At 69.9% G+C, this 11,941-nt stretch carries 12 protein-coding genes; 6 read left to right on the top strand and 6 right to left on the bottom strand.

What is annotated here, in order from left to right:
* Window positions 1-59: 59 nt before the first annotated feature.
* Entirely contained in the window at window positions 60-722 is a 663-nt protein-coding gene (locus AB5J51_RS20250) for a response regulator transcription factor (protein WP_053787062.1), read from the bottom strand.
* A 324-nt stretch (window positions 723-1,046) separates the two neighbouring features.
* On the opposite strand from AB5J51_RS20250, the gene pdhA reads away from it, so the two are divergent.
* From pdhA to AB5J51_RS20230, 4 genes are all read left to right on the top strand, one after another.
* The gene (gene pdhA, locus AB5J51_RS20245) at window positions 1,047-2,261 is read left to right on the top strand and encodes a pyruvate dehydrogenase (acetyl-transferring) E1 component subunit alpha (RefSeq protein ID WP_053787063.1); all 1,215 of its coding nucleotides are present in this window, start codon (window positions 1,047-1,049) and stop codon (window positions 2,259-2,261) included.
* Window positions 2,261-3,241, top strand: a complete 981-nt coding sequence (locus AB5J51_RS20240; protein WP_136226035.1) for an alpha-ketoacid dehydrogenase subunit beta — start codon at window positions 2,261-2,263, stop codon at window positions 3,239-3,241. Before pdhA ends, AB5J51_RS20240 begins: the two co-directional genes overlap by 1 nt.
* Window positions 3,242-3,253: 12 nt before the next feature.
* Window positions 3,254-4,699, top strand: coding sequence for a dihydrolipoamide acetyltransferase family protein (locus AB5J51_RS20235; protein ID WP_369778234.1), 1,446 nt, complete (start codon window positions 3,254-3,256; stop codon window positions 4,697-4,699).
* Window positions 4,700-4,808: 109 nt separating this feature from the next.
* Window positions 4,809-5,771 (top strand): GNAT family N-acetyltransferase, encoded by a 963-nt coding sequence (locus AB5J51_RS20230; RefSeq protein WP_078987396.1) that lies wholly within the window; start codon window positions 4,809-4,811, stop codon window positions 5,769-5,771.
* Here AB5J51_RS20230 and AB5J51_RS20225 read toward each other — a convergent pair.
* The gene (locus AB5J51_RS20225; protein WP_369778233.1) at window positions 5,759-7,027 is read right to left on the bottom strand and encodes a hypothetical protein; all 1,269 of its coding nucleotides are present in this window, start codon (window positions 7,025-7,027) and stop codon (window positions 5,759-5,761) included. The genes AB5J51_RS20230 and AB5J51_RS20225 overlap by 13 nt on opposite strands.
* Before the next feature lie 136 nt (window positions 7,028-7,163).
* On the opposite strand from AB5J51_RS20225, the gene AB5J51_RS20220 reads away from it, so the two are divergent.
* Window positions 7,164-7,928 carry a hypothetical protein gene (locus AB5J51_RS20220; protein WP_369778232.1) on the top strand — a complete coding sequence of 255 codons (765 nt, stop codon included), beginning with the start codon at window positions 7,164-7,166 and terminating at the stop codon, window positions 7,926-7,928.
* Here AB5J51_RS20220 and AB5J51_RS20215 read toward each other — a convergent pair.
* Both AB5J51_RS20215 and AB5J51_RS20210 read right to left on the bottom strand, forming a co-directional pair.
* Complete coding sequence (locus AB5J51_RS20215; protein WP_030292785.1) at window positions 7,925-8,341, bottom strand: PPOX class F420-dependent oxidoreductase; 417 nt, start codon at window positions 8,339-8,341, stop codon at window positions 7,925-7,927. The genes AB5J51_RS20220 and AB5J51_RS20215 overlap by 4 nt on opposite strands.
* An 81-nt stretch (window positions 8,342-8,422) precedes the next feature.
* A complete protein-coding gene (locus AB5J51_RS20210; RefSeq protein ID WP_053787068.1) occupies window positions 8,423-8,620 on the bottom strand; it encodes a hypothetical protein in 198 nt (65 codons plus the stop codon).
* A 107-nt stretch (window positions 8,621-8,727) separates the two neighbouring features.
* On the opposite strand from AB5J51_RS20210, the gene AB5J51_RS20205 reads away from it, so the two are divergent.
* Window positions 8,728-10,161 (top strand): hypothetical protein, encoded by a 1,434-nt coding sequence (locus AB5J51_RS20205; protein ID WP_369778231.1) that lies wholly within the window; start codon window positions 8,728-8,730, stop codon window positions 10,159-10,161.
* On the opposite strand, the gene AB5J51_RS20200 is transcribed toward AB5J51_RS20205, so the two are convergent.
* Both AB5J51_RS20200 and AB5J51_RS20195 read right to left on the bottom strand, forming a co-directional pair.
* The gene (locus tag AB5J51_RS20200) at window positions 10,158-11,360 is read right to left on the bottom strand and encodes a DUF1266 domain-containing protein (protein ID WP_369778230.1); all 1,203 of its coding nucleotides are present in this window, start codon (window positions 11,358-11,360) and stop codon (window positions 10,158-10,160) included. The genes AB5J51_RS20205 and AB5J51_RS20200 overlap by 4 nt on opposite strands.
* 11 nt (window positions 11,361-11,371) lie before the next feature.
* Window positions 11,372-11,776: an ATP-binding protein gene (locus AB5J51_RS20195; protein WP_369778229.1), complete on the bottom strand. Its 405-nt coding sequence runs from the start codon at window positions 11,774-11,776 to the stop codon at window positions 11,372-11,374.
* Window positions 11,777-11,941: the final 165 nt, after the last annotated feature.

Below are 11,941 nucleotides of genomic sequence, written 5' to 3'. Positions count from 1 at the left end.
ACGTTGGTCCCGAATGAACCGGTCGGCCGGTCAGGCCCGGTCGGTCAGGCACCGGCCGGTCAGGCGCGCCTCTCGGCCTGCAGCCGGGCCACGTACGCGGCGGCCTGGGAGCGGCGCTCCATGCCCAGCTTGGACAGCAGGCTGGAGACGTAGTTCTTGATGGTCTTCTCGGCCAGGTGCAGGCGCTCGCCGATGACGCGGTTGGTCAGGCCCTCGCCGATCAGGTCGAGGATCTTGCGCTCCTGCTCGGTGAGGTTGGCCAGGCGGTCGTCGCCCTTGCCGTTCTTGCCGTCGCGCAGCCGCTCCAGCACGCGCGCGGTGGCGACCGGGTCCAGCAGCGACCTGCCGGCCGCTACGTCCCGTACGGCGCTCAGCAGCTCGTTGCCGCGGATCGCCTTGAGCACGTAGCCCGAGGCCCCGGCCATGATCGCGTCGAACAGTGCCTCGTCGTCGGCGAACGAGGTCAGCATCAGGCACTTGATGTCCTCGTTCTGGGACCGGACCTCGCGGCAGACCTCCACCCCGCTGCCGTCCGGCAGGCGCACGTCGAGGACGGCCACGTCGGGCCGGGTGGCGGGAATACGGACCAGGGCGTCTGCGGCGGTACCGGCCTCGCCGACGATCTCGATGTCCTCTTCGACCGAAAGGAGCTCATGGACACCCCGACGTACCACTTCGTGGTCGTCCAGGAGGAATACCTTGATTTTTCCGTCTTCGCGCACGAACTCAGTTTCACACACTCACCCCTTCCCAGCCGTCGTTACCCGGGATAACGTGCCGTTGTTCCGGCCCCCTGCAAGGCTGTGACCAGTGGTTGTTCCCCGCGCTGCCGATTTACTTGGAAATCCAAGCAAAAACGCAGGTCAAGTGGGGTTTCGCAGTTATGCGGCGCACTGGGTAACGTGCATTGCGCAGGGCACTTGCCGGGGCACCTGTCACGCTCGCATCCGCACACGAAGCGCACCCACCCCGTGCGCTGGTACGGATCGGGTGAGCCGCACTGGACCCCGGAGAACCCGGGAGCCGGACCGACGGAGGAGCAACACGTGACCGTGGAGAGCACTGCCGCGCGCAAGCCGCGACGCAGCAGCGGCACCAAGCGGGCGGCAGGCGCGGCGAGCGCCGCCAAGGCCCCCGCTGCCAAGGCTGCCGCCACCGCGCAGAACGCCGAGCCCCAGCTCGTACAGCTGCTGACGCCCGAAGGGGAACGGGTCAGCGCCGCAGACAATCCCGATGCTGCGGAGTTCCTGTCCTTCGTCGAGGACATCACCACCGAGGACCTGCGCGGGCTCTACCGCGACATGGTCCTGACCCGCCGTTTCGACGGCGAGGCGACGGCCCTGCAGCGTCAGGGCGAGCTGGGTCTGTGGGCCTCGCTGCTCGGCCAGGAGGCCGCGCAGATCGGCTCCGGCCGCGCGCTGCGCGACGACGACTACGTGTTCCCGACGTACCGCGAGCACGGTGTGGCCTGGTGCCGGGGCGTCGACCCGACGAACCTGCTCGGCATGTTCCGCGGCGTGAACCACGGCGGCTGGGACCCGAACACCAACAACTTCCACCTGTACACGATCGTCATCGGCTCGCAGACGCTGCACGCGACCGGTTACGCGATGGGTGTGGCCAAGGACGGCGCGGACTCCGCGGTCATCGCCTACTTCGGCGACGGCGCGTCCAGCCAGGGCGACGTCGCCGAGGCGTTCACCTTCTCGGCCGTCTACAACTCCCCCGTGGTGTTCTTCTGCCAGAACAACCAGTGGGCGATCTCCGAGCCGACCGAGCGCCAGATGCGCGTGCCGCTGTACCAGCGCGCCCAGGGCTTCGGCTTCCCGGGCGTCCGCGTCGACGGCAACGACGTCCTGGCCTGCCTGGCGGTCACCCGCTGGGCGCTGGAGCGCGCGCGCCGCGGCGAGGGCCCGACCCTGGTCGAGGCGTTCACCTACCGCATGGGTGCGCACACCACCTCCGACGACCCGACGAAGTACCGGCGGGACGAGGAGACGCAGGCCTGGGAGGCGAAGGACCCGATCCTGCGCCTGAAGACGTACCTGCTGGCGAGCGGCGGGGCGGACGAGGCCTTCTTCGAGTCCCTCGAGGCCGAGAGCGAGGCGCTGGGCAAGCGGGTGCGCGAGGTCGTGCGCGCCATGCCCGACCCGGACACCATGGCGATCTTCGAGAACGTCTACGCGGACGGGCACGCGCTCGTCGACGAGGAGCGCGCCCAGTTCGCCGCCTACCTCGCGTCCTTCGAGGAGGGTCACTGATGGCTGTCGAGAAGATGTCGATCGCGAAGGCGCTCAACGAGTCCCTGCGCAAGGCCCTGGAGACGGACCCCAAGGTCCTGATCATGGGCGAGGACGTCGGCAAGCTGGGTGGTGTCTTCCGCATCACCGACGGACTGCAGAAGGACTTCGGCGAGGAGCGGGTCATCGACACCCCGCTCGCCGAGTCCGGCATCGTCGGCACGGCGATCGGCCTGGCGCTGCGCGGCTACCGCCCCGTGGTGGAGATCCAGTTCGACGGGTTCGTCTTCCCCGCGTACGACCAGATCGTCACGCAGCTCGCGAAGATGCACGCGCGGGCGCTGGGCAAGGTCAAGATGCCCGTCGTCGTCCGCATCCCGTACGCGGGCGGCATCGGCGCGGTGGAGCACCACTCGGAGTCCCCCGAGGCGCTGTTCGCGCACGTCCCGGGCCTGAAGGTGGTCTCCCCGTCGAACGCGAGCGACGCGTACTGGATGCTCCAGCAGGCGATCCTCAGCGACGACCCGGTGATCTTCTTCGAGCCGAAGCGGCGCTACTGGGACAAGGGCGAGGTCGACACCGACGCCATCCCCGGCGAGCTGCACAAGGCGCGCGTGGCGCGCGAGGGTTCCGACCTCACCCTGGCGGCCTACGGCCCGATGGTGAAGGTCTGCCTGGAGGCGGCGGCCGCGGCGGCCGAGGAGGGCAAGTCGGTGGAGGTCGTGGACCTGCGCTCGATGTCCCCGATCGACTTCGACGGGCTGCAGGCCTCCGTGGAGAAGACCCGCCGGCTCGTGGTCGTCCACGAGGCCCCGGTGTTCCTGGGCACGGGCGCGGAGATCGCCGCCCGCATCACGGAGCGGTGCTTCTACCACCTGGAGGCTCCGGTGCTGCGCGTGGGCGGTTTCCACGCTCCGTACCCGCCGGCCCGCCTGGAGGACGAGTACCTGCCGGGCCTGGACAGGGTGCTCGACGCCGTCGACCGCTCGCTGGCGTACTGAGGAGCCACGTTCATGACCATCCGCGAATTCAAGATGCCCGACGTGGGCGAAGGCCTCACCGAGGCCGAGATCCTCAAGTGGTACGTCCAGCCGGGTGACACGGTCACCGACGGCCAGGTCGTGTGCGAGGTCGAGACGGCGAAGGCGGCCGTGGAGCTGCCGATCCCGTTCGACGGGACCGTGCACGCGCTCCTCTTCGAGGAGGGCACCACGGTCGACGTCGGCCAGGTGATCATCTCGGTGCAGACGGGTCCGGCCGAGGCTGCGGCTGCGGCTCCGGCCGCCGAGGCTGTCGCGCCGGCTGCGGCCGAGGCTCCTGCCGCGGCGCCGGCCGCCGCGGCCCGTCAGCCCGTCCTGGTGGGCTACGGCGTCTCCGAGGCCTCCACGAAGCGCCGCCCGCGCAAGGCGGCGCCGGGCGCCTCCGTCGCGGCAGCTGCGCCCGTCGAGGCAGCCGCGCCCGCCGCCGCGCAGAACGGCACCGCCGCTGCGGCCGCCGGGCTGAACGGCAACGGCCACGCCGCCGGGGAGCGCCCGCTGGCGAAGCCGCCGGTGCGCAAGCTCGCCAAGGACCTCGGGATCGACCTGGCCTCCGTGGTGCCCACCGGCGAGGGCGGCGTCGTGACCCGCGAGGACGTGCACGCCGCCGCCGCGGCTGCGATCGCCCCGCAGGCCGCGGCCGCACAGGCTCCTGCCGCCGTGCCCGCCCAGGCCCAGGTCCAGGCCGCGGCTCCCGCGGCGGTTTCCGGTGAGGCCTCGGCCCGCGAGACCCGGATCCCGGTCAAGGGCGTCCGCAAGGTCACCGCGCAGGCCATGGTCGGCTCCGCGTTCACCGCTCCGCACGTCACCGAGTTCATCACCTTCGACGTGACCCGGACGATGAAGCTGGTCCAGGAGCTCAAGGACGACCCGGACCTCGCCGGTCTGCGGATCAACCCGCTGCTCCTGATCGCCAAGGCGGTCCTCGTGGCCGTCCGCCGCAACCCGGACGTCAACGCGTCCTGGGACGAGGCGGCTCAGGAGATCGTGCTCAAGCACTACGTCAACCTGGGCATCGCGGCGGCCACCCCGCGCGGCCTGATCGTCCCGAACATCAAGGACGCGCACGCCAAGACGCTGCCCGAGCTGTCGACGGCCCTGTCCGAGCTGGTCACCACGGCCCGCGACGGCAAGACCTCCCCGGCCGACATGCAGAACGGCACCATCACCATCACCAACGTCGGCGTCTTCGGCGTCGACACCGGTACGCCCATCCTGAACCCCGGCGAGTCCGCGATCCTCGCGGTCGGCGCGATCAAGCTCCAGCCGTGGGTCCACAAGGGCAAGGTGAAGCCGCGCCACGTCACCACGCTGGCGCTGTCGTTCGACCACCGGCTCATCGACGGTGAGCTCGGCTCCCGCTTCCTGGCGGACATCGCGGCCGTCCTGGAGCACCCGCGCCGCCTCGTCACCTGGTCGTAGTCCGATCCCGATCCGGTACCCGAAGCCCCCCTCGCCACCGCACCGCGAGGGGGGCTTCGGCGTGGAAAAGGCCTGGTCGGACGGCAGATCCCGGGCGATGATCACCGGTATGAGATTCCGCGCCGCCCTCACAGACCCCACCGACATCGACCGCGCCGTCGCCTACCCGGCCGACGGGCCCGTCGAAGCCCTCTCCGCCGACAAGATCCGCGAGGAGCTCGCCGAGAACCGGTTCCGCCCCGAGTGGATCTGGTGCGCCGAGGACGAGAACGGCGAGATCCTGGCCCGCGCGCTGTGGTGGGGTCGCGCCGACAGCGAGCGGCCCATCGCGCTCGACTGCCTCCAGGTACGGGAATCGGTCGCCGACCCGGCGGGCGTCGCCGCAGCGCTGCTGGCCGCCGGGCACGAGGCCTTCGGGAACCTCCCGCTCTACAACGTCTCGCTGCCCGGCGACTGGCGTACCCGCCCCGACCTGGTCGAGGCCGTCGCCTGGCGCCAGGAGGCCGCGTACAGGGCGGGTCTGACCCGGGAGATCGAGCGGCTGCGCTACGAGTGGACCCTCCCCCAGCTACCGCCGGGGGTACCCCCAGCCGACGGGACCGCGGAGCCCACCGGGCGGCTGGTGTTCCGGGAGGGCACGGACGAGGAGTTCCTCGAGGCCTTCGTCCGGCTGTCCGCCGGCAGCCTCGACCTCGCCACGCAGCACGAGCTGCGCTCGATGGACGCGGAGCAACTGGCCCGCGAGGACATGGAGTTCTACCTCGACTGTCCCGGCGAGCGCTCCTGGTGGCGCCTGGCCGACCTCCCGGACGGCACCCTCGCGGGCATGGCCATCCCCTCCGCGACCCCGTACCACCGCAACGTCGGGTACCTGGGCGTCGTACCGGAGCAGCGCGGCCGGGGCCTGATCGACGAGATCCTGGCGGAGATCACCCGCTTCCACGCGGCCGCGGGCGCCGAGCGCATCACCGCGACCACGGACACCGTCAATGTGCCCATGGCCGCGGCGTTCGACCGCGCCGGCTACGAGGTCACGGAGATCCGCCTGGTCCTGGAGGCTCAGGAGGTGTAGTACCCCTGCACGTCGACGACCAGGTCGGTGCGGCCGTGCGGGTTGTACAGCTCGATGTAGCCGTCCGCGCTGACCGGGACGATCGTCATCGAGGCGACGTCCGTGCGGGTCCGGTAGTTCAGGTTGGACGTGTTCGGCACCGGGGTGCCGGCGGCGTGGGCCGTGATGTGGCCGTCCTCGGTGGCGTTGGTCGAGGTCAGGTTGACGACCACGGCCGCGACGTTCGCGGGGACGCCGTTCGGCCCGGTCACCTTGACGCGGGTGGTGGAGCCCGGTCCGGCCTTGCCGGCGGGGGCGCCCTGGCCGATGCGGGTGTCGAGGACGCGGGTCGGGCTGGCGGGGACGAACAGGCCGCTGGTGCCGACGTCGCCGTCGTACCGGTTGTGCTTGAACCGGCCGACGTAGTCGACGATCAGATCGACCTGGCCGGCGTTGTTGTACAGGCCGAGGCCGCTGCGGCCCACGTCCATGTACGAGATGTTGGTGACGGTCTGGCCGCGCCCGAAGTTGAGGTCGGAGGTGTTCCAGACCCGCTGCCCGGCCGGGTAGACGGTGACATGGCTGGCCTCGGTCGGCTCGGTGGCCGTGACCTGGAGGGCGAGCTCGGTGTCGGGCTGGGCCGGGTCCATCACCGAGGAGACGTCCGCGGCGAGCGCGTTCTGCTCGCCGGCGCCCACGCGGCCCTGGCGGTCGCCGATGGTGGTGCGGGTGTCGAGCAGGCGCTTGGGCGTGCCGATCGTGAACGTGGAGCCCGCATAGCCGCTGTTGGCGCCCTTGGCGGTGTAGAAGCCCTGGAGGTCGACGACCACGTGGGCGCTGCCGACGTGGTTGTAGAGGTCGACGATGCCGTTCGCACCGACCTGCACGGTCACGCGGTTGGTGGTGACGGTCCGGCCCGCCGTGACGTTGAGGCTGGAGACCACGGGCCTGGCCTGCCCGTCCGGGTAGGCGGTGATGTAGCTGTCGATGGTCGGATCGACGACGGTCACGTTCATGACGGCGGCGGTGGGGACGGCGCCGCTCGTCAGGCGGAGCGCATTGGATATGTCGATCTTGGTGACGCTGTCCGGGCCCACCTTGCCGGACGGGGCTCCGTTGCCGACCCGGGTGTCGACCAGGCGGTAGTTCGACACGGAGAAGTAGGTGCTGGCCGCACCCACCTGCGGACCGTCGGCGGCAGCGGCGGTACCGATGGGCAGCAGGGTGCTGCCGGCCAGGACGATGGCGGCCAAGGCCGCGGCGCGAGATGCGCGCATGGTTTTCCCCCCAGGAAAATGGCGATCAAGTATGCGCCAGCCATCTCATCACACGACTCGTTTCCACGGTGTCCGTCTTCACGGCGCGAGGCCGGGCCGGCGGGCGGTAGCCTCCCGCCCGGGGAAGGGGGTCGCAGTGGCCATCGCCGAGTTGCAGGTGTACTCCGTCGAGGAGGCCGACGTCACGGGCGGCGTGTGCGTGGTCCGCTGCCTCGGCGGGGTCGCGCGCGCCGGACAGGTCTACGCCGCCGGGGAACTGCGGCTCGGGCTGCGGCGGATCGAGCGGTACGGGCGCTCCGTGGCCTTCTTCGACGCGGGGCACACGGCCAAGGTCCACCTCACGGGCGCCTTGGTCGCGCTGCTCACCCGGGGGCAGGTGCTGACCGCGGTGCCGCCCGGCGGGCATGCGCTCGAGGACATCGAGGCCTGGCTGGCCACCGATCCGCCGCTGCAGGACGAGCCGCATCCGCTGACGCTGCGGACGCTGGCCGTGGGCCGGATGCAGGGGGACTGGCTGCCCGGGGAGACCCGGCTGCGCTGGGGCCGCGTGGCGCTGGCCGCGACGCGCCGCAAGGCGGAGTGGGCGGGGTCGCACGAGCTGGACCGTGCGGTCGAGGTGGCCGCCGTACGGGGCTACCTGCTCCGGCAGTTCGGCCCGGGCCGTGGCGGCGACCCGGCGGCCCTGTGCCGGGACGCGCTGGCCGTGATCGACCTGACCCCGGCGGAGGCGGCCGCGGAGGCCCGCACCTGGCGGGACCTGCCGCGACCGCGCATCCGGCACCTGCGGCGCATCAAGCTCCTGCTGCCCTGGCTCGAACTCGCCCGCCCCCACCTCCCGGCCGGCGACCCCCTCGCGGAGGCGGTGGACGCCTGGTCGGAGGTCCGGCCGCTGCTGCCCTAGCCGGCCTTGGCGGCGTTACCGAGCACCTTGGTCGGGGTGATGCGGACGACGACGCGGACGCTCTCGGAGAGGGACTCGGTGAACTCCTTGCCGCCGTCCGGCCCCAGGTACTCCTCGGCGATGCGGCCGGCCACCGCGCGACCCGCGTCCTCGGCGAGGGTGGCCGTGCCGCGGATCTCGACGTAGAGGAACGGGTTGGCCGTGTCGAACACGGTCAGCCCGACGCGCCCGTCCCGCGCGATGTTCCGCTCCTTGCGGCGGCCCTGCTCGGTGGAGACCAGCAGATCGGACCCGTCCCGGGCCACCCAGACCACGGAACTCTGGGGACTGCCATCGGGGTTGAGGGTGGAGAGCACCGCGGGGTGCGGGGAGTCCAGCAGGCCGCGTACGGTCTCGTTCAACTCAATCGTCATGCGGCCGAGGCTAGTTGGGAGCCCGCCCGTCAGTACAGGAACGCGTTCCGACTGGGCGAAGTCGTTGCTGGCGCGCCCCCGTCACTTGATGGGTTCGCCGTTGTACTTGCCGTCGATGCAGGTCCACAAGCCGGTCGCGGATTCGTACTCCGATGTTCCTCCCCCCTTCGTGCACGTCTCCACGTCGACATCGGACACGGCAGCTTGAGCGGCAGGGCCCATGACGCCGAGAACGGCCAGTACGGCGGCGGCGATGAACCCGAGAAGTCGTCTGCGCATGGGGGACCTCCTGTGAGGGCGGGCCATGGGATATTCATGACGTTACTCCGATCGGGTGCGGGCGCATTCCAGGAGCGTTCATCGGCGTACGGCGGCAGACTGGTGCCATGGCGAACACACCCGTGGTAGCCGTAAGCGGACCGGATGACCTTGGCTGGCGGCACGTCACCATCAACGACCAGCGCGCAGGCCAGGTCCGCTCGATGGGGGAGCTGCGAAGGCTCATCCGCGGAGCCGGTCTGGAATCCGGGTACGAAATCCGTTGGATCGGCGCGGACTGCACCGACTGGCCGGACAACCCGTGCTATCGACGCATCGTCGGCACTCTGATGGTGGCCGGCCTCCTGGCGACCGCATGCATGCTCTTCGTGATCGGGATGAAGGACACGTTCGGCGCCCTCACCTACTCCGGGCGCGTCACGGGGATCATCTTCCTTCTTGCGGCCGCACTGGAAATCATTGCCGCACTGGCTGCCTTCGATTATTGGCACGTGCGGAAATCATCCTATTCCGGGATGATTGTCCTGCTCGGCGCCTCGGTATCCGTTGGCGTGGGCTTGCTTATGCTCCTCATGCAGCTGATCGACGGTGGGGCGTACACACACTACGTGCTACTTTGGGTGGGTTTCACACTGTTGTCGGTGGGGGCTTTGTGCGTACTTGTCCGGCACCGGGTGTGGAAGCTGGTACCCAATCCCAAGCGAATCGTGGCCGGGGCCGTCATCTCCAGCCTTCTCGCCATCCCCAATGTGACGTATACGCAGATATATGTTCCCTATGCGACCTCTCCGATCGTGAACAGTGCAGCCTCCTTCGGGAAGCCAAGCCTGAACGAGGACCGGTCAAAGATGTACCTGCCGGTCCATCTGTCCGTGAAGAACTCCGGCCAGATTCCCGTCTACGTCCTCGGCAGCATCTACTGGGTCCACGGCTACCCTGCCCCGGAGAAGCGGGCCTTCCAATTGATCAAGGATGGCGAGTTCGTCAGGCCGCCGGGGTGGCTGCTGAATCCGGGCGAGGAATTCTCGGAGGACGAGGTCATCGAGATCGCGGAGCCTGACGACTTCGAGTACGAGCAAGTCAGGGTCCAGGCAGAGATGTATGCCGTCAGGAAAGACAGAATGACCATAGTCGGCGACTATGAGCGCTCCGGGAAGAGCCTGGAAGCCCTCAAAAGGGAAGGCAAGGATCAAGATCCTCGAGGGCCGGAGGGGAAGAACCAGGCATACATGAGATACCAGGCCGATATCTCGAACAGCAATGAGATCCTCAATGCGACTCGAGGTCGCCAGCGGATAACTCTGTGGTACGTAAAAAAGAAGGAACGGCCGTACATTTATGCAGTTGTGGAGCCGCCGGGCGAGAAGGTGGGTTTTGACAGCAGTGATCCCAATCGAAACAAGAAGGCCATTGATCGGTACGGCTTGGAACACGTGCGCAGTTCGATGCAGCAGAAGCCCTTCGAGGAGCTCAGAGCAATGGCCGAGGCGAAGCCCTCCACCGGCGAATCGCCCACACCGCCCGGTGCTGAAACACCCTAGCTCCAGGGGATGTTGAGCCAGGGGCTCGACGGCTCGGTGGTCAGGGTCAGGTGGGTGGCGAGGGAGCTCGCGTACCACTCCCCGAACTCCTCCTCGTCGAAGTGCAGGCAGCGGCCGAGCAGGTAACCGGCGGAGAACTCCGCCCAGGAGCGGTACGTGTCGGCGGCCGCCTCCCCCGCGCGGAGCACCGCGCGCTCCGCCTCCTCCAGCGTGCCGTAGCGCGTGCCGAGGCCCCAGCGGGCCATCTGGGAGGCCCGGCCGATGTCCCAGCCCTCGACGGAGCGTACGTATCCCCCCTCGGGGAGCAGTCCGTCGGCCCGGAAGCGCTGCTCGTACCGGGCGATGCGTCCGATGAGGCGCTGTACGCCGGCGATCTCGCCCTCGACCTCCGCGGTGGGGCGCGGCTGCGCGACCGTGACGCCGTCGGGGGTGAGCTGCGGTTCGGCGGCCCGTTCGGCATTGCGGCGCAGGCTGGCCTCGGCGGCGTGCCGCCAGTGTTCGACGTCGACGGGCCCGGCGAAGTCGGAGGCGAGGATCCGGCGGATGCGCAGGACGAACTCCCAGACGGGGCTGACGATCTCGGCGTTCAGCATGCGGTGCAGGACGTCGAGCCACTCCTCGCGGGTGGTGATGCCCCAGGACTTGCGGAGGCGTTCGCGCTCGCGGGTGTAACCGCTGCCGTGGTAGGCGAGCGCGTTCCAGAACTCCCCGTTGCTGACGGCCAGATGGGCTCCCACGGCCAGTCCGCGCGCAACGGGCCCGTGCAGCGGCCCGCCGGTGTGCAGGGCGTGTACGGCGCCGGGCGCCAGGCCCCAGGTGGTCGCGGCGTCCCAGTGGGCGCGCCAGCGGGCGAGGTCGGCCGGGCCGGTGGTGAGGTAGGCCTCGGCGGGGCTGCCGGGGTTCACGGCGAGGTACGGGGGGTCGCGGTGGTCCCAGGCGTTGGCGAACCAGGCCAGGCTCTGGCGTACGAAGACGGTCTCGGCAGTGGGGACGGGCAGCATTCCGCGCGTGTAGACGGGGAGGGTGTGGCCGACCGGGTGGAAGCGGGCCTGTGCGGGCTCGGCGTCGATCTGGCTGCGGGACTGGGGGAGGAACAGCTCGGAGCGGGCGAGTACGTCGAGGTACCGGCCCCACTCGCCGGAGGCCTTGGCCTCGTACAGCTCTCTCTCGATGGCGCTCGGCGCGATCCAGGTCCCCATACGGGCCAACCCTAACGGGGCCCTCCGGCGCCCAGCTCGGCCCATACCGTCTTGCCGATGACCCTCGCGGAGTCCCCCCACCGCTCCGCGACGGCGCCCACGATCTGCAGCCCCCGGCCGTACTGCTCATCGTGGGCAGCCGCTCGCGGTTCGGGCCGCCGTTCGCCTTTCGGATCGGTGACCGCGATACGGAGCACTGCTCCCGTGAGCTGTACCTCGACCCGTAGGTACCGGTCCCGCAGCGAGCCGTGCAGCAGCGCGTTGGTGGTGAGCTCGCTGGTCAGCAGCGCCGCGTCCGAAGCCAGCTGGGGCAGCCCCCACGCCACCGCGAGCCAGGCGGCTCGCCGCCGGGCCGCGGGCACCGAGTCCTGCCGGGGCGGGTAGTTCCGTACGTCGCATCGCGTCGGCTCGTCCATGTGTACGTGCACCTTCCGATGGGCGGTGGCTCCGCCGTGCGGGCAGCACGGTGCACTTCCGCCAACTGGGCTTGAGCAGTGAGCAGTTCGTCACCGACGGTAGGAGCGATGAAATACCGGGGCAAGTGATTCGGGGAATATGTTCCCCGAAGGGGTGACGTGTCG

The organism is Streptomyces sp. R33, assembly GCF_041200175.1.
Classification (GTDB): domain Bacteria; phylum Actinomycetota; class Actinomycetes; order Streptomycetales; family Streptomycetaceae; genus Streptomyces; species Streptomyces katrae_B.
The sequence above is the reverse complement of the archived record's forward strand: the minus strand, read 5'-3'. Positions and strand labels throughout refer to the sequence as shown.